Origin of the sequence: Streptomyces sp. R11 (genome assembly GCF_041051905.1) — a bacterium.
GTDB lineage: Bacteria > Actinomycetota > Actinomycetes > Streptomycetales > Streptomycetaceae > Streptomyces.
In genome coordinates this window covers 8,979,802-9,005,253 of sequence record NZ_CP163432.1, presented here as the reverse complement: position 1 = coordinate 9,005,253, position 25,452 = coordinate 8,979,802, and the positions used below count along the sequence as shown (strand labels likewise).

Below are 25,452 nucleotides of genomic sequence, written 5' to 3'. Positions count from 1 at the left end.
CCTGCTGCCGCCCTCGACACCGGCCGCCCAGGGGACGGCCACGCAGCATCGCTTGTCAGCGCGCCAGGTTGACCTGATCTCCGTCCTTCGAACGACTGGCGATCTTCCGTGGGGTGCGCGCTGCGCCACCGCGGCACCGGACGGTGCGGCTCCCGACGCCCGGCCCTTGAGCGGTGCGGATCAGGAGCGCAGCCTGCCGCCGTGCTCCTCAGTGCTCGCAGAGGGAGAACTCTCGTTCGTAGAGCTGCTCGTTGTGTTCGTCGACGAAGAACTTGCGTTCCTGCATGAGTTGTTCGCGGTAGCTCTTGGCCTGTTCAAGCGTCATGGTCGAGGCGGGGGACCATGGCTGTTGCGGTGGCACATCGGATGTCGAGACGATCTTTTCCGAGGGGTCGACCAGGAAGAACGCGAGAATTTTGCGATGTCCCGGGCGGGTGGGGTCCGTGAGGCGGAAGGAGCCGACGCGGTGTTGGAGGATGTTCGGGAACGCCAGGCAGCGGCCCGCTGGGGTCGATGCCGATCCCAGCATCTGGTTCAGGGCGTCTTCGTCCTCCAGTCCATAGACCTCACGCAGACCGTTGTCGTCGTTCTGCTCGTAGGCCGGGTCGTCGAGTGCCGCCCTGAAACTCAGCCGGCTTTCGGTGATGTTCTCGCTGTCCCAGTAGTAGATGCCGGTCGAGACGATCCGCTCGTTCAACATCCCCTCGACATGCCAGGAACCGCCGGCGTACTCGGGCTTGTCCGGGGTGAGATGAATGGTGGCGAGCTTGACGATGACCTGGAGACGGCGGCCGCGCAGGTCGACTCGGGCGGAGTCATCGGGCAACTCGGGCGGGGTGAAGGCCGGGGCGTCCGGGATGACCGGGCGGCGGTTTTCCCACCAGTCGTCCTGGGCCTGTTCCCAAGCACGGACCGCTTCTTGGTAGGCCTCATCATCACCGTAGGCAGATTTGTCCGGGTACTCCGGCTCCGAGTCGTACCACCCGTAAGGATCGGCCTCGATCCTCAAGGGCCGCGGATGGCGCAGATCAGTGAGCACGTTCTCCAGCAGTGGGCGCAGGCGCGCGAACAAGTCTGGTAGGACGGAGGCCAGTTCACGATGAGTATCAGGGTGGACGTTGTTGACGTACGAACGGAAGGCGACATCGCCGTCGTCACTGACGTCCACGTCAGTGGGCAGCCACTGGAATTTCTCCGAGAATTCGTACCGCGAATAGCGGTCCGCCGGGTTCTGCCAAGCCCGCTCGGGTGCACCGCTCACGTCGCGCACCAGGCAGAACAGTGAGGGATGAACCAGATCCAGTACCTGACCATCGGATCCGGGGTGCCAGTCCTGTTCCGCTGCGGGGACCTGTTCCAGAACCCGAACCGCCTGGCGCAGCCGCGATCTGAGCTCGTTGTCGACCAGTGTGTCCGACTGCCACACCCCGTCGACGGCGGAGACCTCGACGCCGGTTTGTCCGTCCCGCAGTGCGGCGTAATGCGCGAGTTCGGCAAGCACGTAACGCACCTGCGCTTCGGTGAGACCCTGGGCGACCGCTTCTTGCGTCCACCTGGCGACGATGTCGGCGTCGTTCATCTTGTCGAACCACCCTGGCTTCGCCCGAATGTGGGCGCTGCACTGCATCATCTGAAGTTCCCGAAGCGTTCGGGGTGTCGCGAACGATATGGAACGGGAAGCCTGAAAAGGCAGCGGGAAAGCAGACAGGTCAGTCAATTCTCTTGGTCCTCCCAGTCGGTGTGCGGCAGCGGGAAGGATACGACAGCGGACTGACACCGCAGCCGTGGCTGCTGTCGTCGTTGATCCGGGGGCCAGGACTCCTGAATAGTCGCGTGATGCCCGGCTCGTGCTCATCCGCGGCCGAGACCGAGGCCGAGGAGCCCGAGGTCTCGCACATCAACGCGACCGTCGCACAGGAGGCGGCCGTACGTGTCGGCCGATAGCCCACCCCCACACTTCTTCCGCCCCCCGCCCGGTGGACCGCTCGCGCGTCGGGAAGGGAGATCATTGATGGGGTGGTCCACCAGCCGGCGCCGCGCCAACTGCCCGCCGACTGGGCCACCGCACGCCGGCGCGCATACTGGCCAGCGGAGAAAAACAAGCCTCGCCACCGTGCGGCCGGCTCTACTCAAGCAAGACGTCCCGCCCCGCACCCTTGGCTCTTATCCGAGCCGTCCCAGGAGAAAGTGTTCTGAACCCCTTACTCGTCAGTGAGAGGGGGCCGCTCCGTTCATGGGGCGACCAGGGCCTCGGGGTAATCCGGCACTGTAATTTGGGGTCATGCCCGAGACATCGGTGGCGCACTTCTACGACGAGCTGGCCGACGACTACCACCTGATCTACGCAGATTGGGACGCGAGCATCCGTCGGCAAGGAAACGCCCTGGACGCCCTGATCGGCCAGGATCGTGCGGCGGTGCTCGACTGTTCCTGCGGCATCGGCACACAGGCGATCGGTCTGGCGCTGCGCGGGCACCGCGTCACCGGGAGCGACCTCAGCCCCCGTGCCGCCGCCCGCGCTGCCCGTGAGGGCGCCCGCCTGGGCCTGGGCCTGCACACGGCCGTCGCCGACATGCGACGCCTCCCGTTTCCGAACGGCCAGTTCGACACCGTCGTCTGCGCCGACAATTCGCTGCCTCACCTGCTGACGGAGCAGGATGTGCACGCCGCCCTGGCCGAGATGCGCCGCGTGCTGCGTCCTACCGGCCTGCTGCTGGTCAGCACCCGCCCCTATGACGATCTGGTGCGCGACCGCCCCGCTTCGACGCCTCCACAAGTCCACCAGATCGCCGACACCGAGGGCGGAGAACGTACCGTCACCTTCCAGCTCTGGCACTGGCACGACGACGGCGAGCACTACGACTTGGAGCACTTCCAACTCCTCCCGGCAGGCGGACATTGGCGCGTCCGGGTCCGCCGGACCACGTACTGGGCACTCGGCCGGGACCGGTTGGCGGGCCTCGCAGCCGAGGCCGGTTTTGTCGACCTCGGGTGGCGAATGCCACAGGAGACTGGCTTCTTCCAGCCGCTGCTAGTGGCACGCGCCGGCGTGTAGGTGATCCCACCGCTCGGCGTGGGACGGCAGGTAACAGCCGGCACCAGCGGCTTCGGCTTCCGGGCCGACGTTGAAAGCGAACAAGCCACCGCCCGCGGCGAGGTCTACATGGAGGTGATCGAAGCTCATCAGCGCCTCGACCTCGTCGGCCCCTCCACTGAGGAAACCGCCCGGCGGCTGGAGGACTCGGAGACCCCGCACAGGTCCGCGGCCAGGTCGTCCTGGACAAGCACCGCCTCCTTCCATCGGGGACCTGGAAGACCGCGATGCCGTTGTCCCGTAGCGCCGGGGAGCACGCTGTCGACCGTGATCCCGCGAGGAGCGAGATGCCGCGCGAAGTGCAGCGAGAGCTGTTCGAGCGCGCCCTTGGAGTCAGAGCTCAGGGGGTGGGCCCCCGAAGGAGGATCCTGTAGACCGACCCGCCTCAGATCCCGGCATGCCGCCATACGCGCCCGACCGTGGCCGTGGCCGGCCCGGTGCGGCGGAGCGACTACACGGGTGGCGCGGCCTGGTGGAGGGCCTTGTTGACGCCGGTGAGGACCACGGTGACCAGGCAGAGGGCGATGATGGTCTCGGCCCACAGGAAGGCGAACCAGTCCAGCACGCAGCCGATCGGGGGTGTGCCGGGGGCGGTGTTGCGGAACGCGGCGAGGGCGAACAGGGTGGCGGCCATCCAGGCGAGGCCGGGCCAGACCAGGCCCTCGCCGCTGGTCGTCAGGTACCAGGCCCCGATGAGCACGGCCGCCGCCAGCGCCCACATCACCACCATCATGAACACCGCGAAGACGAGCAGGCTGCCCGATCGCGCCAGCTCCACCGCCACCACGGCCTCCTGCCGGGAGGGCGCGGGTTCCGCGGAGATCGAGAAGAGCGTGTCGGCGTTGGAGAACAGCATCCGTACCGGCACCTGCTCGCCGCCCAGCTGCGCCCGGAACGCGATGTCGGTCTCGTAGGTGTCGAACGGGTAGTCACTGATCGATCCGCCTGTGAGCGCAACCTGCACGTCTCGCGTCGCGAGCCGCTCATGCGCCGCGAACTTCAGGTCGCTGAGGGTCGCCCCCGAGGTCTGGAGGCTGAGATCGGCCACCGGGGCCGCCCCGTCCGCCTCGCCGAGGGTCCCGCGCGGGGTCACCCAGACCCGCAGCACCAGCTCTCTGCCCGCGGCGTCGACGCTTTGGACGACGGCCTCCACATCCACCCGGTCGGCGGCCGAGGATCCGACGGTGTGCACCGTGTCGACCGCCTGCCGCTCGGTGAACTGCAGCCACGAGCCAACGGTCACCGCCGCCACGATCAAGAAGGCGATGAGGATGAGCACGGGCAGGATGGACCTTCCGAAGCGCCGTGGGCGAGGCGACTCGGCAGGTCCCGGACGGCCCTGACGCATCACTTGGTCCAGGTGTCCGGCAGTTGGTTTGCCGCACGGAAGCTATCGGGTGGTTCCGCGTTGCACACGACGGTGACGGCAGTGTTGCGGTCCGGGCTCACTTTGACGGTGCTGCGAAAGAACTCCTGCTGGATGAAGGTCGTCCCGATGTCCTTGGCCTCCGGCAGATCCTGGTGGTCGGGAATGCCGCTCGTGTGGCGCATCAGGTCGCCAAGCGGGACGTCCCGCGCCCAGGCCGGAGGGTTGTCGAGGTGGTCGGACAGGGGGTCGTTCAGCGCGAGGTGTTGCCGCCCGGCCGGCAACAGGGCCGTGTCTGCGGCGAATTGGTTGGAGTTGGAGGCCACGTCGAAGACTGCCTTCGAGGTGATGACGCGGCCTGCCTTCAATTCAGCCTTCCCTCTTCCCGCCTCCGGGACAACGCTGCCCCGTACGCCGCCGGCTGCCGTACGGCCCGGGCCATCCGGGGAAGGCACCAGCTCCTGGAGAACCTCCGCGCTGCGCGTTTCCCGGTCATCGCCGCTCGCGTAGGCATGCGGGTTCGCGACACCGGCCAGTACGACCACAGCCGTGGCGCCCTCGGCGGTGCACAACGACGCCGTCCGGTTCACGGACACCACCCGCTTTCGCCACCTGGAACGAGATCGGCTCAGTGCCATCTCGAACATCGGAGGGTTGAGGTCATCAAGTCCGCTGCGGGTGCGCCGCTGGGCGGGTGCGCCGTGATGCGGCGCCGGCCGACACCAGGCCGGGTCGTCAGAAGGAACCAGAATGCCCTGGCAGCCAGCGTCCTGATGCGGAAGCTGCTCTCTGCCATGTGATCCCGTTCCCTACCGACAGCCACGAGGCCTCCCGGGCGACGCCGAGGCGGTGTTGGCGGAACGCACGTAATCCACGCTACGGGGTGGCCCGAGCACGTGCATGCGGACGACGGGGCGGCAGCGTGGAGGCGACGAGTCGTGGAAGTTCTTGCCCGAACGCAGGCTGGCACACGCGCCCCGCCCTGCCATGCCGCGGGCGCAGCCATGCCAACCCTCCCCCCCTCACCGGTGTGGCCAGGTTCGCGCAGGGACAGCGGACGTTGAGCTCGGCAGCGGTGAACAACTCCACCGCGTTGAGATCGACCGCGAGCACGGCCGGGTGCCGGTCCAGTGCCTCCTCGACGGCGCGGGCGGCGATTCCCTCGATGCCCTGATGGAGGTCGCGGGCCCAGGATGCGCACCGCGGTCTGCCCGCCACGACCGTGTGGGTCTTCAGCTCGGCCGTCGGCGAGGCCAGGTCCCCAAAAAGGGACGGATCCGAAGCTTCACCGCCGCCTTCTCGCCTTCTCGCCGTCCGGGCCAGGAAGAACACGACGTACCCGGCAAGCGCCAGGCGGCACCGGACCCGGCTGCTTCCACCTACGGGCACCGGCATAGCGCGCTGCCAGGCCAGCTCGAACGTCCGCCGAAGGGCGTCGATCATTTCCGCCCGTCCAATGATGCGTCCGTGAGGAACGTCTGGCTGGGCGACGGGCACCGGCATTGCGGCATCTGAAAGTTTACACTTCTTACAAAATCGCAGTTTAGGCTGTTTTTCTGTTCCAATTTCGGCAGCGTGCAGCCTGAACCGTCGGACCCGGCGTCCGATCTGCCCGGAGGATCCGCACTGAGTGGCTGTCGGTAGCGCTGGGAGGGCGCGGGCGAAGCGCATAGGCGCCAGGAGGAAGATTTCTCGATGACCCGGCCCGATGACCCGAGCACCGCGGCGGCCCGGATGTTCGCCGAGGCCGGTGCCTTCGGCGAGCTGCTGGCCGGGATCGAGTGGGCGGCGACGCCGCTCGGGCCCCCCGAGTCCTGGCCGGGCCCCTTGGTGGACACCCTGCGCCTCATGCTCACCTCTGAGCACGGGATGGCTCTGTACTGGGGCGCCGAATTCGCCACTCTGTACAACCTGGGCTCCTCACCCATTGTCGGCGCCAAGCATCCCTGGGCCCTCGGCAGGCCCTATAAGGATGTGTTTCCCGAAGTCTGGGCCCACCCCGTGAGCGACCACTTCCACTATGTGACCGACACCCGCAAGTCCCTGCTGATCGCCGATGAGCCGCTCATCATGGAGCGCCACGGCTTTCCGGAACAGTGCTACTTCGACTCCTCCTTCCAGCCCGTGCTGCTGGACGACGGCACATCCGGCGGCGTGCTGCAGATCATCACCGAGACCACCGGCCGGGTACTGGGCGAGCGTCGGCTGCGCCTGCTGAGCGAGACCGGTGCCCGCACCGCCGGGCTGCTCACTCCGGACGAAGTCGCCCGCGTCGTCGCGGAGGTGCTGAGCTCCTATCCCGAGGAGATCCCGTTCCTCAGCCTGTACCTGGCCTCCGAGCCGGGCATGCTGCGGCTGGCGTCCTGCGCCGGGCTCCAGCAGGCGCCTGAGCCCGTCTCGTTGAATACGGCCGACGGGTCGGAGGTCGCGGCCCGGCTGACGCAGGTTGTCACCGACGGTGCCCCTGCCACGCTGTCGGCCGCCGCGCTCACCGGTGGCAACACCGCCGGCCGGCACGCCGCGGCCTCCCGGCTCCCGGTCGAGGAGGCGCTGGCTCTGCCGCTGGACTGCGCCGGCCAGGTGGGAGGCGTCTTGGTCGTGGGCATCAACCCCTGCTTCCCGCCCGCCGCGGCCTACCGGGACTTTCTGGAGGTACTCGCCGCCGCCGTGGCCGGGGCGCTGACGGCAGCGCTCGCCCACGACGAGCAGCGCCGGCGGGCGGAGGCGCTCGCCGAGCTGGACCGGGCCAAGACCGCCTTCTTCGCCAACGTCAGCCATGAGTTGCGCACGCCGCTCACCCTGCTCCTGGGCCCGCTCCAGCAGGCCCTGGCCGACGAGGACCGGCCCGAGCGGCGCGAGCAGCTGGACCTGGCCGAGCGTGGCGCCCTGCGCCTGCTGAAGCAGGTCAACACCCTCCTGGAGGTCGCCAGGGCCGATGCCGGGCAGATACGCCCGGTCCTCGAGCCGGTCGACCTCGCCGGTGCCACGGCCGAGCTGGCCGGGGTGTTCCGCTCTGCCTTCGAGGCGGCCGGGATGACGCTGGAGGTGGACTGCCCGCCGCTGTCCAAGCCGGTGTCCCTGGACCGGGAGATGTGGGAGAAGATCATCCTCAACCTGCTCAGCAACGCCCTGAAGTTCACCTTCACCGGCGGCGCCCGGGTGCAGGTGGTCGCGGCCGGCGACCGGGCCCGGCTGACCGTGACGGATACCGGCACCGGCATCCCCGCGGACGAGCTGCCGCGCCTGTTCGAGCGCTTCCACCGGGTCCGCGGCGCCCGCTCCCGCTCCCACGAGGGCAGCGGCCTCGGCCTGGTGCTGGTGAAGGACCTTGTGGAAGCGCAGGGCGGCACCGTCGGGGTGGACAGTCAGCTCGGGCAGGGCACCAGCGTCACAGTGCACCTCCCGTTCACCGCCGCCCACCGGCCCCGCCCGGCCCCGCCGGCAGCCGACACCGGCTCCCCCGGGGAAACCCCCAGGGAAGGCGGAGGCAGCCTGCCCGGCCGCGCCGCACCCTATGTGGACGAGGCGCTGGGCTGGCTGGCGGCTGACCCCGCCCCCGCTGCGCCGACCCCCGCGGCACGCACCCCGCACGCCTCCGCGACCCACACTCCCCTCCAAGGCCCCGGGCCGCACGCAACCGACCGCCCCCACCGAGCCCGCCTGCTCGTCGTCGACGACAACGCCGACATGCGCGCCTACCTCACCCAGCTCCTGGAGCCCGACTACGACGTACTGCTCGCCGCCGACGGCCGGGCCGCCCTGGAGATGGCCCTGGCGCAGCCGGTGGAGCTGGTGCTCAGCGACGTGATGATGCCCCACATGGACGGCTTCGAGCTGGTCCGGGCGCTGCGCGCCGACCCGCGCACCGCCCGCCTGCCCATCGTGTTGCTCACCGCCCGCGCCGGCGAGGAGGAATCCGTCCAGGGCCGCCAGGCCGGCGCCGACGACTACCTGGCCAAACCCTTCTCCGCGCGCCAGCTGCTGGCGCGCGTCAGCACCGGGTTGGAACTGTCCCGGCTGCGTGAACAGGCCCTCACCGAGACCCGCAACCAGCTGGCCGTGCTGGGCTCCCTGGCCGACGCGGGCCTGCGGCTGTCCGCCACTCTCGACCCGGACCAGATACTCCAAACTGCCGGCCAGATCCTGCTGCCCGACTTCGCAGACCAGATCAGCATCCACCTCACCGCCGCACGACCCGCCCCGGCACAGTCGCCACCGGCATACATCGCCGGGACTCCGCTGCTTGCCCGCGAGACCCTGGCCACCGCCGCCACCCACGCGATCAACGGCACCGCCCCGGCCCCAGCCGGCGCTCACCCGCCGCCCGCCTCCATGCTGGCCCTTCCGCTGCGTGCCCACGACCAGACCCTGGGGGCCCTGGTATTGGTCCGGCACACCGGCTACTCCGCGGTCGAACACAAGTATCTGGAGAACCTCGCCCACCGCCTGGCCCTCGCCTACGACAACGCCACCCGCTACCACAACGAACGCCGCCTCGCCCTGACCCTGCAGCGCGCCCTGCTGCCCCACAGCCTGCCCCAGGTGCCCGGGGTGCGCCTGGCCACCCACTACCGGGCCAGCAACCGCGGTGCCGAGGTCGGCGGCGACTGGTACGACGTGCTCGCACTGCCCGACGGTGCCGTGGGGCTGGCCATCGGCGACGTCATGGGCCACGACGTGGAAGCCGCCATCGTGATGGCCCAACTCCGCTCCGCCCTGCACAGCCTCGCTATGGAGGGCGACGGCCCGGCCCAGGTACTGGCCAGGCTGGACGCCTACATGCAGTCGCTCGCCGCCGAACGCTTCGCCACCTGCCTGTACGCGGTCTACGACCCACACCGCCACCGCCTGTGCTACGCCGCCAGCGGGCACCTGCCGCCCCTGCTGATAGCCACCGACACCGCCTATCTGGAGCTGCCCCCGGCACTGCCGCTGGGGCTGGGCAGCGCCCCGGTCGACCGCGAGGTGGCGTTCCCGCCCGGCACCAGCCTGCTGATGTACACCGACGGCCTGGTGGAAAACCGGGCGCTGTCCCTGGACGGCTGTCTGGAGGCCCTGCGCCAGACCTGCGGCACGCTTCCCGCCGCCGCCCGCACCGACCCCCAGCTGATCACCGAACGAGCCCTGGAGTTGCTGAACACCCCCGATCGGGTCGACGACGACACCGCCCTCCTCGCCGCCACCGCCGAACCATCGTCTCCAACTCGCGCTCCTCACGCCGACTGAAGTGTCATACGCCCGACCGCTGCTGCGGTTTCATTTCTAAGAGCTCGCAACAGGATCTTGTGAAAGTGACGCTGGCCAGTCGTGGCCGGTGTGGCGACTCGGCTGTTCGCGATGCCGCCGACAGGTCGCGCCAAGTCCGCCCTGTCAGCCAACGGAACGCCCTGGGCGATTCGGTGAGGCCCCCGCCACGGCAACGGCGTGCGCGGCGCGCGCTCTGCGGCGTGGACCGCCCCCGCCGTTCTGGCACCACGGACGTATCGTGGTTCGCGCAGCCCGACAGCCGCGGGGAGCCTCGCCCAACCTTGAGTTTCAAGGCGAGTACCGGCAGTTGGCGGCGGCACGACGTGCGCGTCTCACCGTGCGAGCCGGGATCGGGATCCCGTCGACCAACGGATTGCCCCACTCGTCGAGTGTGATGTGGTCGGGGGTCAAGTCCGCACACACGCCTCTCCCTTGCACAACGTCCAGCCGACACCTAAAGGCTGTTGCACAACGCCTGGTCGATCTTCCGGGTCTCCTTCATGCTGCGTTCCAAGACGGCAGGAAGGCATGCATATTCGGGCAGTTGACCTTGCTGTCGGTGGCTGGATCTGAGCGAGATCGCCGTTGTGCAACAGCCTTTAAGGGCCGTCCCGCAATGTTCGTGCGGAACGGCGTCGCGGACGGCTGTCGACCGGCGGTGAAGTCAGTCCAGGCCGGTCGCCCACGCCGTCAGCGCGGTGAAGTCGTCGATGGCAAGGCCGCATCGGGGGTCGATCCGGTGCAGTAGGGCGGGACCGTCGTGGTGTTCCTTCACCCAGGCGCGATCGGCCTCTGTGATCTCGTCGTCGATCCAAGCGAACGCCCGGCCTTTCGCCCACGTGACGATCTCAGGCGTCTTCCAGAACACACCGCCGCCGGGCTGGGCTCGCGGGGAGGGCCAGGGAATGAAGGGCAGCTCCGGCAATCCCAGGACTGGCGCGATGAAGGCGTTGGCTTCTTCCTCCCACGTGGTCGCCCACACCAGGTCGAAGGGAAGGGCATCCAGCGCCGGGCCGTGATCCGGGTTAAGCCACACCCGCAGCGGCTTCACGGGCTTGTTCGGGAGCCCCCACTCAGCTAGTCGGCGCCGCTCGGCGGCCTTCCAGCGAGGCGTCAGTAGGCGGTGCGTCTGATAGCCCCCGGGCCGGCGGTGCGGCTTCGCGGCATACGGATTCAGCGGTCCGTCCACATCCACCAACAGCACTGGGCGCACCGGCTCATCCCCTTTGGTTCTGCGTCGCACGGTACCGGCCGATGACGAGACCGCCCAGTGAAATTCTGGCAGGCAGGGATCTCCGTATGTCCGGGCCCCGGGTAGTGGGACGATCTTGGTGTTCCAGCAGTGATCACGGCGTCGGAGCCATCTTGGATAGCCCCGTTCACCGGGCTGAACCCGCGCGCTTCCCGCAAGCTGATCACGATGCTGCGCCGCGAGGGAGCCGAAGTGCTGCGGCCTGGGCGCCCGTGGTCGCTACCGCTGGAGGACCGGGTGTTGCTCGTTGCTGCTTACTGGCGCACCAACCTGCCGTTGCGGCAGCTCGCCCCGCTCTTCGGTGTTTCGAAGTCCGCAGCCGATCGGATCGTCGCCCGCACCGGCCCACTGCTCGCGCTCAAGCAGCGACAGCGTTTCCGCCAGGGCACAGTGCTCATCGTGGACGGCACCCTGGTTCCCACCCGCGACCACAGAATCGCCGAGCAATCAAAGAACTACAGGTACTCCACCAACCACCAGGTCGTCGTCGACGCCGACACCCGCCTGGTCGTCGCGGTCGGACGGCCGGTTCCGGGTAACCGTAACGACTGCAAGGCATGGGACGAGTCCGGGGCCAAGGCGGCCGTCGGGAAGACGACCACAATCGCCGATGGCGGCTACCCGGGCACCGGCCTTGTGATCCCGCATCGACGCCCCGCCAGCGGTGAACTATGCAATTGGAAGCAAGAGCACAACCGCTCCCACAAGCAAGTCCGAGCCCGCGTCGAGCACGTCTTCGCTCGCATGAAGACCTGGAAGGTACTCCGCGACTGCCGTCTCAAGGGTGACGGCGTCCACCACGCCATGCTCGGCATCGCCCGCCTCCACAACCTCACCCTCGCTGGATAGGCGAGCGGGCCACACGGGGAACAGCCGCGTCCATGCGGACCCAGAGATCATTTACGGGGGCCGGCCCTTACAACGGCTAACACAATGAGGTGGATCAGTTCTGGTTGCCGTCTCCGGGGCGGGAGTTGAGCGTTCGGCCCGGTGTGGGGATGTCGCCGTGGTTCGTGTCGGATGAGTTGTGGGATCGCCTGGAGCCGCTGTTGCCGCAGCGTGAGCGCAGGTTCCGGTATCCGGGCCGCAAGCCGTTGCCGGACCGGGAAGTGCTGTGCGGGATCTTGTACGTGCTGCACACCGGGATCCAGTGGGAGTACCTGCCACAGGACCTCGGTTTCGGCTCGGGCATGACGTGCTGGCGGCGGCTGCGGGACTGGAACGAGGCCGGCGTGTGGCAGCGGCTTCACGAGGTCCTGCTGGCCGAGCTGAACGCGGCCTCACGGCTGGACTGGTCTCGGTGCGTGGTCGACTCGTCCCACGTCAGGGCCCTAAAAGGGGGAAGCACACGGGCCCTTCGCCGGTTGACCGTGGGCGAGCCGGATCGAAACATCACCTCATCACCGACGGACACGGCACTCCGCTCGCAATCCTGCTGACCGGCGGCAACCGCAACGACGTCACCCAGCTCCTGCCGTTGCTCGACGCAATCCCGCCGATCCGTGGCCGCGTGGGACGGCCACGGCGCAAACCGGACTCTCTGTTCGCGGACCGCGGCTACGACCACGACATCTACCGCGACCAGGTCCGCGCTCGCGGCATCGTGCCGGCCATCGCCCGCCGCGGCACCCGGCACGGCACCGGTCTTGGCATCTACCGGTGGGTGGTCGAGCGCACCTTCGCCTGGCTTCACGGCTTTCGACGCCTACGGATCCGCTGGGAACGACGAGCCGACATCCACGAAGCGTTCCTCAGACTCGCCTGCTGCCTCATCGCCCACCGGCAACTCAACTTGTTGCACTAGCAGTCGTCACCCGAGGCGGCCCGGAAGCCACGATCTTGAATCACCGGGAAGGCGTCCTGCGCGCTGGCTACCCATGCGTCGATCTCGTCGTGGGACGTCCTGATGGCGCTGATCAGCCTTTCAAGCACGTCCAGCTTCGACTTGCGAACGTTCAAGCTCAGCTGCGCCAACGACACCTCTTGGTACGGCATGCCCAGCTGCCACCAGAACCGCATGAGGTAACGACACTCCTGCGGCTCGCGGTCGTCAGCAAGACGATCGTGGATAACCGCCTGGACGCGGCGCCGCTGATCATCGTCACGAAAGCCGTAGCTGAGGTCCGTCAAGGTCACTGCCGGACCCTACCAACCACGTTCACCGATCCTGATGTGGCCATGAAGACGTCAAGGCAGATCATTCTGTTAGGAGCTCTTAAGGCGATGATCCATGTCAGCTGCTTGAGCCGGTCATCCGCATGGCAGGTCTGCTGTATCGCCTTCGTCGTGCTGGGCTGGTCGGACTTCGGTAGGGCGTTCATGACATTGCGGGCCTTGTGCACCCAGCACCCGCTGATGGCGGGCAGCGGGGAACACCTGTGCCAGGGCCCTCCATAGACCCATCCCCCCGTCGCCGACGACCAGCTCCGGATCCCGCATGCCCCGTCGGCGGCAGTCGCTCAGCACATCCGCCCACGACGCGGCCGACTCACCCACCCCCTCGGCCGACGCGATCAGCTCCTTGGAGCCGTCCAGCCGCACCCCCATCAACACCAGCATGCACGAGCGCGCTTGGAGGAGGGGAAGAAACGGTCGACCGCGTCGCGATCACTTCCCGCCCGCACCAGCTGCCTTGTACTCCAGCACGAAGCGGAACTCGCGCCGGCTCCCGTCCGAGACAGCTCGGGCGAGCGTGCGAACCCGGGCCGAAAACACACTTACCAGGTTCAGGCCATTTCGCACGCGAGTGCATCGGCCACACCTGCAACCGACGAACCGAACGAAAAGCCGCTCACCTCCGCAACCGTGAAGAGTGGTCAGTCAATCAAGCCACTGATTGAATACGCAATCTGGTCTGAATTGCCGCGACAGCAAAGACGCCAACTGCCTCACCGTGGGACGGGCGCAACAAGACGGGTACTTCGAGGCACTGAGCACCGCGAACAGAAAGGAGATACACCATGCAACCGATGACACGCTGGGCAATGACAGGAGCCCTGCTCACCGCAACCCTCGCTGGTCCCTTGAGCGCGCCCGCCCACAGCGCCCCCGCCTCGCTGTACGCCCCTTCGTCCCTGGTCATGACCACCGGCCAGGGTGAGAAGGCAGCCACGACAGCACCGGAGCGCGCGGTCACCGTGAACTGTGCGTACACCACTACGGGAACTCACCCCGATCCGCGACAAGCCTGTGCGGACCTGGACCGCGTGAACGGGGACCTCGACCGCTTAGCCACACTCCGGCGAAATGAGACGGGACGGCCCTGCACCAAGGAATACCGCCCCATTGTCGTCACCGTTGAAGGTGTATGGCGCGGTACGCGCGTGAACTACGAGCACACCTTCGCCAATCCCTGCATAAAGGAAACGCAGGGGGCTTCGGCGTTCGCCTTCTGAGCCCCACAGCTCAGTAGATGCCTCACCAGCGGGACCCTTTGGTCGTACTGCGTCGCCATCACCTCAGCCCGTGTCGCGACATCGGCCACAAGGGTCCCGCTCCCCACGTGGGACGGGTGGGCGAGACCGCGGTCCGATAACAGGGCTTCAGATCTCACCACGGGCGGGGCGGGTCACGCCTACGTTCAGTGTCCCCGCGCCGTCGCCACCCGGGCCCGATCAGGGGCTGTCGACAGTCCAGTCGAAGCGGCTCGGGTCGCCGGGGGCGCGGGTCGTACAGCGCCCGCCCGCCCGGGCCGTATTGCCCGAGATCAGTAGCTCGGCCCTGCGGGGCCGACGACGGAGGAGCAAGCGGCAGCCCGCATGGCCTGCCGCGATTACCCCGTCTCTGGTCGTGGCCGCCGGCCGGCTAACGCCTCGCCCGCCCCTGGTCCCGCCCAACGCATTCGGCTGCGGGACTGCCCCGGTGTGCTAAACAGGGAGCAACCAAAGGGGCATTTTGCAGCAGCTCAAGCTCGGAATCATGTCGCAGACCCGCAAGGAAAACGAGCATCGTCTGCCCGTTCACCCCGCTCATTTCGACCGCATCGACGCCGGTCTCCGCAAGCGCATCTACCTCCAGGAGAACTATGGAGAGCACTTCGGCGTCCCAGACAGCCAGCTCGCCCCGCTCGTCGCGGGCTTTCGCACGCGCGAGGAGCTCATCGCCGACTGCGATGTCATCCTGCTGGCCAAACCGCTCCACCAAGACCTGGCGGAACTGCGCGAGGGTCAGGTTCTGTGGGGCTGGCCCCATTGTGTCCAAGACGAGAGGGTCACCCAGGCCGCCATCGACCGGCGGCTGACCCTGATCGCCTTCGAGGCGATGAACCACTGGACCCGCAGCGGCGCCTTCAACCTGCACGTCTTCCACAAGAACAACGAGCTGGCCGGGTACTGCTCGGTCCTGCACGCCATGCAACTGACCGGCGTGACAGGCGACTACGGGCGACGGCAGCGCGCGGTCGTCATCGGCTTCGGCGCGACCGCCCGCGGCGCAGTGACCGCGCTCGGCGCCCTGGGCGTGCACGACGTCGACGTCCTCACGGCGCGTGGCGTCACCGCCGTCAGCTCCCCCATCCACTCCGCGCGGATCGTCCACTTCGACCACGACAAGGCCGACGACACCCTCGCCCCACGACGCAGTGTCGCCCTCACCGAGGACGGCCCGCTGCCGCTGGCCGAGTTCCTCGCCGGACACGACATCATCGTCAACTGCGTGCTGCAGGACACGGACGCGCCGCTGATGTTCCTGATAGACGAGGACCTGCCCAAGCTGGCCCCCGGCACCCTGGTCATCGACGTCTCCTGCGACGAGGGCATGGGCTTCGACTGGGCCCGGCCCACCACGTTCACCGACCCGATGTTCACCGTCGGCGACCGCGTCAGGTACTACGGAGTGGACCACAGCCCCTCCTACCTGTGGAACTCCGCGACCTGGGAGAACAGCGAGGCACTCCTGCCGTATCTGGACGCCGTGCTCCAGGGCCCCGACGGCTGGGACGCCGACGACACGATCCGGCACGCCATCGAGATCCGCCAGGGCGTCGTCCAGAACCCAAAGGTGCTCGCCTTCCAGCATCGCACCGCGGAGTACCCGCATGCCCACGAAAGGACCGGTTCGGCGTCGCGGCCGTAGCGGCGGGGCATCCCGTGTTCGATCGTCCTCCGACCGCTGTCGCGAATCGCCATGGGACGTGTCCCGGTCGCCTTCCGTCCACAGCCGCAGGGCAGACACCATCTCGGCGAGTTCGCCGCACGGGTACGACATATGAGCGCCGTGCCGCAACCTGGGGATGACCCGGAACTGCCGGAAAGGTGGCACTCTGCGAGTGGCCGGCGCAGACACGACGCTTTTGGGGCAGGCGGTGAAATGCGGGCGGAACGGATGGGGTTGAAGGCGCACGGACCCCTGCGAAGCACCGCCCGCTCTCCGGCCACACGGACACCCCTGCCCCTTGAGTCGGCCCCCATTGGTCCGATGTGGAATTCCGTGGATGCGTGCGCCGCGGTGGCATAGCGAAGGGCCCCACCGGCGATCTTCGGTGGGGCCCTTCGCGCTGGGTGTTGTTTACCAGCGGTACCAGCGGCCCTTGCGGCCACCGTGGGCGGCGGGCCGTACCACGAAGCCCAGCAGCCAGACCACCAGGACGATGACGGCAATCCACCACAGGGCCTTGAGGGCGAACCCGGCACCGAAAAGGATCAGGGCGAGAAGCAGAACGAGAAGCAGGGGAACCATGATTATCAACCTCCGCGCAATCAGGTGCCCCGCAGAAGCCACTTCACGCGCTCAAAAGTTGAATGCATATTTCCGCAACCCCCGGGAATTCGACCAGGCCGTGCTGAACGGGCCGCATGACGGGGTCGGGGCAGACGGTGGGTACCGGAGCTACAGAAAGCGGCGGATGGGGACGACGGCAACCTCTCTCGCCCGCTGCAGCAGTGAGCGCCTCCCTCCGGCGCCTGCTGTGGTGCTCACCTGATCCGATTCGTTCCTCCCGGCGACTGGACGCCGACGGGGCAGGTGACACGGCTGGAAGTGGGGGAGTTACCGGAGGGACTCGTCGACGGCCCACGGGTGGCCTACTGAGGCCGACTCGAGGAGGCGTCGGCATCATCGTGCAGGGCGATGCGGACGGTGATGCGTTTGCCGACCGGCTCCCGATACGCTTCGAAACTCTCGGCGACTGCCATGACGATCTCCAGACCGTGCTGGCCGATGCGGTCGGCATCGGCGGCCCGGGCCACCGGGAGGACCGGGTCGGAGTCCCACACCACGACCTCCACCCACTCCCCCGCAATGCCCAGATGCATCAGCACCGGGCCCGGAGCGTACTTGCGGGCGTTCGTGACCAGCTCGCTCACGACCAGTTGCGTCAGTTCCATCGCGCGCTGCGACACCGGCACACCGTGCCGGTCCTGCGCCTGGGAGAGGAAGCTGACGGCCAGGTGACGGGCCTGCGCGATCGTCGCACCGCCGCCCTCCAGGGCCACCGTGGTCTGCACGCGGGAACGTCCGTCCTGGGCGCTGCCGTCCTCAGCCAGCGGGTCCACTTCCCTTATCAATACCGTCGCCCTCGTTTCACAGGCCCGCGCCTACCCATGGGCGGCCGGTTGACTCCCCCTGCGTACGATGACGCCAGAACGCGCGTTGCCGGCTCCGCCATCCACAGAGTTCACCCACACGGTACGGGCAGCCCTTGGGTCCACGATCAGGGCGTGCCAGGATTACAGTCATGGCTGAGCAAGCAATGACGGGGACCGGGCAACTGGGCCAGCTGTCGGTCACCACCACCGTCGACGACGGAATCCGCGTAGTCACCGTCACGGGAGAGATCGATCAGCAGACCAGCCAGCCGCTGCAGCAGGCCCTCAACGCCACCACACCTGCCCTCTCCCGCGTGGTGGTCGACATGAGCAGCGTCAGCTTCATGGACTCCACCGGCATCAACATCTTCATCGGCACCCACCGCAGCCTTGCCGCAAACGGAGGCTGGCTCCGCCTGGCCGCCCTCACCGATCCCGTACAGCGCATCGTCCGGCTTGTCGGCGTAGACACCTTCATCGACTGCCACCTCACCGTCGAACAGGCCCTGAACGGCGGGCACCCGCACCCGCAGTGATACGTCAGGCGCCTCACGCATCCGGCGCTGCTTGAACCAGGATGGACGGCTGTCCGTGCATGCATGCCGAGTCCATGACACGGCGCATTTCCTCGGGCGACGCCACCTCCACCGTGGGTGGCCAGCATGTCACCGTCGCCCTCGAGCTGGGCCTGTTCTTACCAGAGAGGGGCACGTGGGGAGGCACCCTCCACGGGAGTAGCGCAAGCCGAACCAGTACCCCATGATCACCGTCGGCACCGAAGGCCGCCCGCCACACCCGCGCGCAGAAGCCGGACACGCTCTGCGGCATCAAGGGCTGACCCTGGGCTGAGGCGGCGCGGTCAGGCGATCCCGGTGCCGCGCAGCAGCAGCAACGCCACGTCCACCACCGCAACGGCGACCGCTGCCGCGAAAGCCGCTCGCTCCCAGCGGCGTCCCAGCACCGTCCCCGCCACCGCGACCAGGCCGGCCACCGCGAGCGCCGCAATTCCCCATCTGCCGGGTGGTCCGGCGGGCCCCAGCGCCAGCACCGCGGACGCGGCCACCAGCGGCACCGGCAGCAGCAGCCGCGCGCCGTCCGGACCCAGCCGGTGCGGCCAGCCCCGTACGCCCGTCGCCAGATCCCCGCGGATGTCCGGCAGCACATCGCCCAGATGCGCGCCCACTCCCAGCAACCCCCCGGCGGTGACGACCCACCAGGCCGGCCATGGCTGCCCCGGCAGCCCCAGCGCCACGAACGCCGGGAGCGCGGCAAAACCCACCGCGTACGGCGCCCAGGACCACGCTGTCGCCTTGAGCCGCAGGTCGTACGCCCACGCCGCCGCCACCCCGGTCAGGTGAACGACGCCCGCCCACAGCCCACAGGCGAACGACAGCGGCACGCACAGCACCAGTGCGGCATACGCGGCCACCCACACCTCCGTCACGCCGACCGTGCCGTCGACAACGGGTTTGCCCCGACGGCCGGCGGCGATGTCCCGGCGCGCGTCGTACGCGTCGTTGCACCAGCCGACGGACAACTGCCCGGTCAGCACCGCGGCGGCGGTCAGGACACAACGCGCGGCGCCCTGGCCGGCGGTGACGGCGAGGGCGGCCATCAAGGCGGTGACCGCCGCGACAGGCCCGGGGTGGCACGATCCGGCCAGGCCGCCCACCCGGCTGGCCCAACTCGCGGCCGGGCCGCCGACCGTCGACTGCTCGGGAGTGCTCACCGGGCCGATCGTAGGCGTCCCGGCCCCACCCGGCTCGAGCACGCGCCCTCGTGGCGAACGGCCGGACGGGCGATCCATGGTGTCGAAGGCCCGGTCCGGGGAACACGTGGGAAGCAACTCACCCCAGTCGGTAACCGGACGGGAACCACATGACGCGGATCGCCGCCGTTCACGGTGCCCTCGCACCGCACCGTCGCACCCAGTCCGAGATCACCGACATGGTGGCCCGTACCTGTTTGCCGGAGGGCAGCGACCGCCGGGTCCTGGACCGGCTGCACCGCAGCGTGAGAGTCAGCTCGCGGCACATGACCCTGCCGCTCGATCGATACGGGGAACTGGACGGATTCGGCGCCTCCAACGACGTCTTCATCGCCGCCGCCACCGACCTGGGCGCCAAGGCCGTCCGAGGCGCTCTGCACATGGCCGGCCTGACCGCCGCCGACGTGGACCTGCTGATCTTCACCTCCGTCACCGGCATCGCCACCCCCTCGATCGACGCACGGCTGGTCGGCCGCCTCGGACTGCGGCCGGACGTCAAACGGCTCCCCCTGTTCGGCCTGGGCTGTGCCGGCGGCGCCGCCGGCCTGGCCCGTATGCACGACTACCTGCTGGGCCGTCCGGGCCAAGTGGCGGTACTGCTGTCGGTCGAACTGTGCTCGCTCACCTTCCAGCGCAACGACGCCTCCATGGCCAACCTGGTCGCCACCGGGCTGTTCGGCGACGGCGCCGCCGCGGTCGTCGCGTGCGGCGGGGAACGCCCGGGCCGCCCGGAAGAGACCGCCGGCCCGACGATCGTGGACTCCCGCAGTCATCTGTATCCGGACACCGGGCGGGTCATGGGCTGGGACATCAAGAGCACCGGCTTCCAGGTCATCCTCGACCCGAAGGTCCCCGATGTGGTGCGCCATTACCTCGCCGATGACGTCGAGGGGTTCCTCGGCGGCCACGGGATCAAGCCGAAGGACGTGACCGCCTGGGTGTGCCACCCCGGCGGCCCCAAGGTCCTTCAGGCCGTCACCGAGGCCCTCGGCCTGCCCGAGGAGGCACTCGATGTGACCTGGCGTCACCTTGCCGACGTGGGCAACCTGTCCTCGTCGTCGGTGCTCCACGTACTGCGCGACACCCTGGCCCAACGCCGCCCGCCGCCGGGCACGCCGGGTCTGCTGCTGGCGATGGGGCCCGGCTTCGCCTGCGAACTCGTCCTGCTGCGCTGGTAGTTCGGACCTCGAAGGACACGAAGGACACGAAGGACACATGATCTGGTACGGACTGCTGGTGGCCGCCGTCGCCGCCGAGCGCGTCGCCGAACTCGTCGTCGCCCGCCGCAACGAACGGTGGACCACCGCCCGCGGCGCGACCGAGACCGGTCAGGGCCACTACCCGGCCATGGTCGCCCTCCACACCGGCCTGCTGATCGCCTGCCCGGCCGAGGTATGGCTGGCCGACCGGCCGTTCGTACCCGCCCTGGGCTGGCCCATGCTGGCCGTGCTCGCGGGCGCCCAGGCGCTGCGGTGGTGGTGCATCCACACCCTGGGCCCCCGGTGGAACACCCGGGTGATCGTCGTACCCGGTCTTCCGCTGGTGACGGGCGGCCCCTACCGGTGGCGGTGGCTGCGGCATCCGAACTACGTGGCCGTCGTCGCCGAGGGCGTGGCCCTGCCCCTCGTGCACACCGCCTGGACCACCGCGGCCGTCTTCACGGCACTCAACGCCGCCCTGCTCACCGTGCGCATCCGCTGCGAGAACCAGGCACTGGCCACCGCGACCACGCCCGTGTCGGCATGATCGACGTACTGGTGGCCGGCGGCGGCCCCGCCGGACTGGCTGCCGCCATCCACGCCGCGCTCGCCGGACTGGAGGCCGCCGTCGTCGAACCCCGGACCACTCCTGTGGACAAGGCCTGCGGAGAAGGAGTCATGCCCGGCGGAGTCGCCGCGCTGCGAGCACTGGGCGTCGAGGTCACCGGCCGCGAACTGCGCGGCATCCGCTACGTGGACGGCACCACCCGCGCCGAAGCGTCCTTCCGCGGCGGCCACAGTGGGCTGGGGATCCGCCGTACGACGCTGCACTCCGCACTGCACCAGCGCGCGCTCGACCTCGGCGTTCAAATACTGCCGGGCAAGGTCGGCGAGGTGCGCCAGAGCGCGGACACGGTCACCGCCGCGGGCACCACGGCCCGTTGGCTGATCGCCGCCGACGGCCTGCACTCCCCGGTGCGCCGCGGCCTGGGGCTGGAACTGCCGGCCCGCCCGCACGGCCGCTACGGACTGCGCCGCCACTACCGCGTCGAACCGTGGACGGACTACGTGGAGGTCCACTGGTCCCGGCACGGCGAGGCCTACGTGACACCGATCGGTCACGACCTGGTGGGCGTCGCGGTCCTCAGCCGCAGCCGCCGGGGATACGACGCACACCTGGCCGACTTCCCGACCCTCACCGCGTCGCTGCGCGGCCCGGCCGCGACGGAGGTGCGCGGCGCCGGACCACTGCGACAGCGCGTGCGGCACAGAACCGCCGGCCGTGTCCTGCTCGTCGGCGACGCCGCGGGCTACCTGGACGCCCTCACCGGCGAAGGCATCGCCCTCGCAGTGGCAACCGCCGGAGCCGCCATCCGCTGCCTGGCCGCCGGACAACCAGCGGCATACGAGCGCGCCTGGACCCGGCTGACCCGGCGCCACCGGCTGCTGACCGGGGCCCTGCTGGCCGCGAGCCGTCGTCCCGGCACCGCCCGTCTCATCGTCCCTGCGGCGTCCCGGATGCCCCCGGTGTTCTCGGCCGCGGTCCGCGCACTGCAGTAGTGGCCCGGCCTTTCTCAGCCGAAAGTGAACCAAGCCCGGAGATCCCCGAGCGGCGGGCGCGACGCCGGACCCCAAGGACGTGAGCCGCGCATTCAGTCCGCTGAGCGAAAGTTGACGCTCCAACACCTCACGAGGAGCGTTTCCGCCGGTCAGAGGACGTTCAAATTGGGACGGGTGGCAGTGGGAACGAGCGTTGGACGCAACCACGAAGAGGCTTCTGACGGGCCTCGCACTCGGCTGGGCCGGCTCCGAGAGGGCGATGGGCGCACGGGGAGCCAGAAACGAGACCGGGTGACCCACGGGTTCAGCCCCCGGATAGGGCACCCGCGGCGAGTGCAGTGACACCTCACCGCGTGTGACGTGGGCCGGTGATGGCCTCTCTCGCCGGTCCGGTTGGGCCTATCGGACCGCTTCGTCCTCCTCTTCGTATTCGTCTTCGTATTCGTCTTCCGATTCGTCTCCGTCCTCCATTTCGTCTTCGTCTTCGTCTTCGTCTTCTTCCTCTTCCTCCTCTTCCACGTTCCGGGCCTCGCCGTCGTCCACCTCACCCTCTTCGGGCTCGTCCTCCTCGTCGTCCTCAAGACCTTCTTCGTGGGAACGGACCACTTCGCCGTCGCGGATCTCGCCGCGCCAGCCCTCCAGGTCCTCGTCGTCGGAGAGCGTGACGTACCGCATGAAGTGCTTGAGGTCGAGCCGCAGGCGACGTCCCTGCGCGCGCCAGATGTTGCCGGTCTTCTCGAAGAAGCCGGACGGGTAGTACTCGACCACGATGACCACGCGCGTGAGGTCCGGAGTCAGTTCGTGGAAGCTGACGGCACCGCGCGTGGTGCCCTTGGCACCCTCGGAGTTCCAGACGATGCGCTCGTCGGGAATCTGCTCCTGCACGGTGGCTTTCCAACTACGGCTGGAAAAGGCGATCTTGGCCTTCCAGCCGCTCTCGATCTCGTCCGACTGAGAGACGCTCTGGACACCCTTGGCGAAGGAGCTGAACTCCTCGAGCTGGGTCCAGCGGTCATAGACGGTGCGCAGTGGCTTGCCGACGTCGATGACCTCGACGATGTTCGTGACCTTCCCACTCCCCGCCTTGCCGCCGCCCCCGAAGGCACCCTTGACGCTGTCGACCACCTTGTCCTTCACGTTTCCTGCCTTCTCGCTGAGGAACGCCATGACCGGTGACTGCCCGCCGCCCAGTACGCGCTTGCCGACGTTGAGCAACGTGCTGTTGCCGTCGCCAACCTCTGCCAGGCCCTGAGCGAGATCACTGATCTTGTCTCCGGCTTTGTCCACCATCCGCTGGCCCTGCGCTGCAGCGAACGCGGACAGCTGCTCCTTGAGCTGGTCCATGCCGGAGGTTCCATTCGGAGTGGTCTTCTCCGCCGTCTTGGCCATGGCCTACCTCCTACGACTGCCGCGGGTGGGTGCCTTGCCGGCGGCGGCCTTCTTACCCGTCGACTTCGACGCCGCGGCCTTCTTACCCGTCGGCTTCGACGCGGCGGCCTTCTTTCCAGCGGGAGCCTTCTTCCTTGGAGGTGTTTTGGCTCCGGACCGCTTTGCGGGAGTCTTCTTCTTCGCTCGGCTTCGAGGGGGCGGTGTCTCTTCCGGCTCTTCCTCTTCCTCTTCTTCTTCCTCTTCCTCTTCTTCCTCCGGCTCCTCTTCCTCTGCTGCCTCTTCCTCTTCTTCCTCCGGCTCCTCTTCCTCTGCTGCCTCTTCCTCGCCGTCCGGTTCCTCTTCGTCGAGCGGCTCTTGTTCCTCGTCGTCAGGCTTGTCCCCAGGAGAGCTGATGCGCTGCTGCAACGAGTCGGCCAGCGCTCCCAGGCGGCGGTCGGCGGTGGCGGACAGCGCGGCGCGGGCGGAGTCCATCAGCTCTCCGCGGACCTGGTCCAGCAGTTGGGCGGCCTGCGGGCTCTCGGACGCCATGCGCAGCGCTCGGTTGACCAACTCTTTGGGACTCAGTAGTCCTTGACCGGCGAGCACGGAGGCGACACCGATGGCGAGTTTGCCCTTCTTGGTGCGGCCCAGCACGTATCCGGTCGCGAGGGCTGCGGCCAGAGTGGCTTTTGTTTCGGTTTCCATGAATGGCCTCAAGTCAAGTCAGCGGAATCAGGTTGCTCAGGTCGCGCGCGGCCACGCCGCCCGGCCCCAGCGCCTGCCTTCGCCCCCAGCGCCTGCGTTCGCCCCCGGCGCCCGGTCTCGGAGGCTGTACCCCTCTCTCTACCCTCCTCCCACATGCGCGGGCGCGCATCTCCCCAGAGACCCAGCACGTGCTGCCCGTGTCAGTGCGGGCACGCTGCGGAACGGGGCTGACCGGGCGCGTCCTCGAATAGCGCGCGAGCGGTTGAGGCATGCCGCGTCCGCGGGTCGCGAAGCGCGGTGTCGATCGACCTTGAGTAGCCAGTGCTCCAGGTTCCCGGTGTCCCGGATGTTCGTCTTGTACTGGAACCCGTGGCGGGTCGGCATCAGTTCGCGGAGTCGAGGATGTTCCACAACGCGTCGGTGAGCACTTGGTCAATGTTCTCGGCGAACGGGGTGGACTTGGGGAAGTGGTCCGGGTCGCGGCAAGGCCACGCCGTGGTTCACGCCTGCCACCGACCTCGCCCGTACGGCACCTCGCCCGGTCGCACCGTGAAGGTGCGGCCGGGCGAGGTCGCGTCTGGGGGCGTTAGCGGGAGGTACCGAGGGCTTCGATGGCGGCCGCCCCGGATGCGCCGGCCTCGCGGGGAACGGAGGCATCGACCGGCCCATCCCCCCTCCCCCGCGGGCTGCGCGCATCACCGTAGGGACGCCGGCCCGCTGGAGAGCGAAGGAGCGAGCCCGGCTTCTTGACCACGACGCGGTGGCCGAGGCTCTTGAGGCCTTGTTCGCCGATCTGTCCGGGAGACCAAGGTCGCCCATGGCCCTTGGCCTACCTGCCGCCCATGACGGGAAACCCCAGCAGGAACCGCCCAGACGCTATCGCCGCGTCGCTCAGGACTTCGCCGAGCCGTTTCGCCATCGCTGCCTGGGCACGGATGAACCCCGGGACTCTTCGCAGAGTCCCAGGGTCGTGTTCCTCAGAACAGGCGTTGGATCAGACGACCGGGCCGCTGGGGCCGTAATACGTGCCCAGGTCATCACGGTAACGGTGGTCGCCGAGGTGCTTGTCGCGGTCGAACTCGGGAGCGTCCTTGATCTGTTGCTTGGTGCGGTCGACGAACACCTTCTGCTCCTCCAGGTCGATACTGACTACCGTGCTCGCCGGGAGCAGAACCTCCTTGCCGAAGATCCACACACCGGTGTCCACTACCAGGTAGGCGTCACCGATCTCGTCGGAGTGCTTGTCGACCTTGCCGATGCCGCCGTCCGTCGCCTCGACCTTGTACCCGGTGAGGTCGGCGTCCGTCAGCCTCGCCGTCGGCTTGTAACTCCACACATTTTCAGTCACGCGGAAAACAACTCCTCCGGT

The 25,452-nt window shown here is 68.5% G+C and carries 22 protein-coding genes; 10 read left to right on the top strand and 12 right to left on the bottom strand.

Annotated features, from left to right (window positions below):
* Positions 1-208 precede the first annotated feature (208 nt).
* Positions 209-1,717 (bottom strand): DUF4246 domain-containing protein, encoded by a 1,509-nt coding sequence (locus AB5J55_RS41575; protein WP_369275597.1) that lies wholly within the window; start codon positions 1,715-1,717, stop codon positions 209-211.
* Positions 1,718-2,281: 564 nt separating this feature from the next.
* Here AB5J55_RS41575 and AB5J55_RS41570 point away from each other — a divergent pair.
* Positions 2,282-3,055, top strand: a complete 774-nt coding sequence (locus tag AB5J55_RS41570; protein WP_369275596.1) for a class I SAM-dependent methyltransferase — start codon at positions 2,282-2,284, stop codon at positions 3,053-3,055.
* A 490-nt stretch (positions 3,056-3,545) separates the two neighbouring features.
* Here the strand turns inward: AB5J55_RS41570 and AB5J55_RS41565 are convergent, their stop codons facing one another.
* Both AB5J55_RS41565 and AB5J55_RS41560 read right to left on the bottom strand, forming a co-directional pair.
* Entirely contained in the window at positions 3,546-4,379 is an 834-nt protein-coding gene (locus AB5J55_RS41565) for a DUF4436 family protein (RefSeq protein ID WP_369276454.1), read from the bottom strand.
* A 62-nt stretch (positions 4,380-4,441) separates the two neighbouring features.
* Positions 4,442-5,005: a serine hydrolase gene (locus AB5J55_RS41560; RefSeq protein ID WP_369275595.1), complete on the bottom strand. Its 564-nt coding sequence runs from the start codon at positions 5,003-5,005 to the stop codon at positions 4,442-4,444.
* Positions 5,006-6,155: 1,150 nt separating this feature from the next.
* On the opposite strand from AB5J55_RS41560, the gene AB5J55_RS41555 reads away from it, so the two are divergent.
* Positions 6,156-9,686, top strand: a complete 3,531-nt coding sequence (locus AB5J55_RS41555; protein ID WP_369275594.1) for a SpoIIE family protein phosphatase — start codon at positions 6,156-6,158, stop codon at positions 9,684-9,686.
* A 685-nt stretch (positions 9,687-10,371) separates the two neighbouring features.
* Here AB5J55_RS41555 and AB5J55_RS41550 read toward each other — a convergent pair.
* A complete protein-coding gene (locus AB5J55_RS41550; RefSeq protein ID WP_369276453.1) occupies positions 10,372-10,911 on the bottom strand; it encodes a hypothetical protein in 540 nt (179 codons plus the stop codon).
* A 138-nt stretch (positions 10,912-11,049) separates the two neighbouring features.
* On the opposite strand from AB5J55_RS41550, the gene AB5J55_RS41545 reads away from it, so the two are divergent.
* Entirely contained in the window at positions 11,050-11,808 is a 759-nt protein-coding gene (locus AB5J55_RS41545; RefSeq protein WP_369275593.1) for a transposase, read from the top strand.
* 149 nt (positions 11,809-11,957) lie between these two features.
* Positions 11,958-12,763, top strand: a protein-coding gene (locus AB5J55_RS41540) for an IS5 family transposase (protein ID WP_369276452.1) whose coding sequence is annotated in 2 segments (ribosomal slippage) — positions 11,958-12,275 and positions 12,278-12,763 — 804 coding nt in all. Because the reading frame shifts where the segments join, the coding sequence is not laid out codon by codon here.
* Here the strand turns inward: AB5J55_RS41540 and AB5J55_RS41535 are convergent.
* Both AB5J55_RS41535 and AB5J55_RS41530 read right to left on the bottom strand, forming a co-directional pair.
* Positions 12,760-13,095, bottom strand: a complete 336-nt coding sequence (locus AB5J55_RS41535) for a hypothetical protein (protein ID WP_369275592.1) — start codon at positions 13,093-13,095, stop codon at positions 12,760-12,762. The two genes, AB5J55_RS41540 and AB5J55_RS41535, sit on opposite strands and share 4 nt — an antisense overlap.
* A gap of 114 nt (positions 13,096-13,209) precedes the next feature.
* Complete coding sequence (locus tag AB5J55_RS41530) at positions 13,210-13,506, bottom strand: transposase (RefSeq protein WP_369276451.1); 297 nt, start codon at positions 13,504-13,506, stop codon at positions 13,210-13,212.
* A gap of 413 nt (positions 13,507-13,919) precedes the next feature.
* Between AB5J55_RS41530 and AB5J55_RS41525 the strand changes: the two genes are divergently transcribed.
* Entirely contained in the window at positions 13,920-14,354 is a 435-nt protein-coding gene (locus tag AB5J55_RS41525; RefSeq protein ID WP_369275591.1) for a subtilase-type protease inhibitor, read from the top strand.
* Between the two features lie 499 nt (positions 14,355-14,853).
* Entirely contained in the window at positions 14,854-16,032 is a 1,179-nt protein-coding gene (locus AB5J55_RS41520) for a N(5)-(carboxyethyl)ornithine synthase (RefSeq protein WP_369275590.1), read from the top strand.
* A 432-nt stretch (positions 16,033-16,464) separates the two neighbouring features.
* Here AB5J55_RS41520 and AB5J55_RS41515 read toward each other — a convergent pair whose 3' ends face one another.
* Positions 16,465-16,635: a hydrophobic protein gene (locus AB5J55_RS41515; protein ID WP_369275589.1), complete on the bottom strand. Its 171-nt coding sequence runs from the start codon at positions 16,633-16,635 to the stop codon at positions 16,465-16,467.
* A 344-nt stretch (positions 16,636-16,979) separates the two neighbouring features.
* Positions 16,980-17,441 (bottom strand): ATP-binding protein, encoded by a 462-nt coding sequence (locus tag AB5J55_RS41510; protein ID WP_369276450.1) that lies wholly within the window; start codon positions 17,439-17,441, stop codon positions 16,980-16,982.
* Positions 17,442-17,632: 191 nt separating this feature from the next.
* Here AB5J55_RS41510 and AB5J55_RS41505 point away from each other — a divergent pair, with 191 nt between their 5' ends.
* A complete protein-coding gene (locus tag AB5J55_RS41505; protein ID WP_369275588.1) occupies positions 17,633-18,019 on the top strand; it encodes an STAS domain-containing protein in 387 nt (128 codons plus the stop codon).
* Positions 18,020-18,342: 323 nt separating this feature from the next.
* Here the strand turns inward: AB5J55_RS41505 and AB5J55_RS41500 are convergent, their stop codons facing one another.
* Positions 18,343-19,212, bottom strand: coding sequence for a UbiA family prenyltransferase (locus tag AB5J55_RS41500; protein ID WP_369275587.1), 870 nt, complete (start codon positions 19,210-19,212; stop codon positions 18,343-18,345).
* 149 nt (positions 19,213-19,361) lie between these two features.
* On the opposite strand from AB5J55_RS41500, the gene AB5J55_RS41495 reads away from it, so the two are divergent.
* Genes AB5J55_RS41495 through AB5J55_RS41485 form a run of 3 tightly spaced genes read left to right on the top strand, consistent with a single transcriptional unit; the run spans position 19,362 to position 22,010 of the window.
* On the top strand, positions 19,362-20,429 hold the full coding sequence (locus AB5J55_RS41495; RefSeq protein ID WP_369275586.1) for a type III polyketide synthase: 1,068 nt from the start codon (positions 19,362-19,364) through the stop codon (positions 20,427-20,429).
* A gap of 37 nt (positions 20,430-20,466) precedes the next feature.
* Positions 20,467-20,997, top strand: coding sequence for an isoprenylcysteine carboxyl methyltransferase family protein (locus tag AB5J55_RS41490; RefSeq protein WP_369275585.1), 531 nt, complete (start codon positions 20,467-20,469; stop codon positions 20,995-20,997).
* Complete coding sequence (locus tag AB5J55_RS41485) at positions 20,994-22,010, top strand: NAD(P)/FAD-dependent oxidoreductase (protein WP_369275584.1); 1,017 nt, start codon at positions 20,994-20,996, stop codon at positions 22,008-22,010. The genes AB5J55_RS41490 and AB5J55_RS41485 overlap by 4 nt, the downstream gene beginning before the upstream one ends.
* 399 nt (positions 22,011-22,409) lie before the next feature.
* Here the strand turns inward: AB5J55_RS41485 and AB5J55_RS41480 are convergent, their stop codons facing one another.
* The 3 genes from AB5J55_RS41480 to AB5J55_RS41470 form a co-directional block, all read right to left on the bottom strand.
* A complete protein-coding gene (locus AB5J55_RS41480; RefSeq protein WP_369275583.1) occupies positions 22,410-23,399 on the bottom strand; it encodes an SRPBCC family protein in 990 nt (329 codons plus the stop codon).
* Positions 23,400-23,402: 3 nt separating this feature from the next.
* Positions 23,403-24,083 (bottom strand): hypothetical protein, encoded by a 681-nt coding sequence (locus AB5J55_RS41475; protein WP_369275582.1) that lies wholly within the window; start codon positions 24,081-24,083, stop codon positions 23,403-23,405.
* A gap of 994 nt (positions 24,084-25,077) precedes the next feature.
* Complete coding sequence (locus AB5J55_RS41470; RefSeq protein WP_369275581.1) at positions 25,078-25,431, bottom strand: PRC-barrel domain containing protein; 354 nt, start codon at positions 25,429-25,431, stop codon at positions 25,078-25,080.
* Positions 25,432-25,452: the final 21 nt, after the last annotated feature.

Coding starts and splice junctions, on each gene's coding strand:
- AB5J55_RS41485 (WP_369275584.1), top strand. CDS start 20,994: ATGATCGACGTACTGGTGGCCGGCGGCGGCCCCGCCGGACTGGCTGCC.
- AB5J55_RS41525 (WP_369275591.1), top strand. CDS start 13,920: ATGCAACCGATGACACGCTGGGCAATGACAGGAGCCCTGCTCACCGCA.
- AB5J55_RS41490 (WP_369275585.1), top strand. CDS start 20,467: ATGATCTGGTACGGACTGCTGGTGGCCGCCGTCGCCGCCGAGCGCGTC.
- AB5J55_RS41475 (WP_369275582.1), bottom strand. CDS start 24,083: ATGGAAACCGAAACAAAAGCCACTCTGGCCGCAGCCCTCGCGACCGGA.
- AB5J55_RS41555 (WP_369275594.1), top strand. CDS start 6,156: ATGACCCGGCCCGATGACCCGAGCACCGCGGCGGCCCGGATGTTCGCC.
- AB5J55_RS41570 (WP_369275596.1), top strand. CDS start 2,282: ATGCCCGAGACATCGGTGGCGCACTTCTACGACGAGCTGGCCGACGAC.
- AB5J55_RS41515 (WP_369275589.1), bottom strand. CDS start 16,635: ATGGTTCCCCTGCTTCTCGTTCTGCTTCTCGCCCTGATCCTTTTCGGT.
- AB5J55_RS41530 (WP_369276451.1), bottom strand. CDS start 13,506: ATGGGGGTGCGGCTGGACGGCTCCAAGGAGCTGATCGCGTCGGCCGAG.
- AB5J55_RS41505 (WP_369275588.1), top strand. CDS start 17,633: ATGGCTGAGCAAGCAATGACGGGGACCGGGCAACTGGGCCAGCTGTCG.
- AB5J55_RS41480 (WP_369275583.1), bottom strand. CDS start 23,399: ATGGCCAAGACGGCGGAGAAGACCACTCCGAATGGAACCTCCGGCATG.
- AB5J55_RS41495 (WP_369275586.1), top strand. CDS start 19,362: ATGACGCGGATCGCCGCCGTTCACGGTGCCCTCGCACCGCACCGTCGC.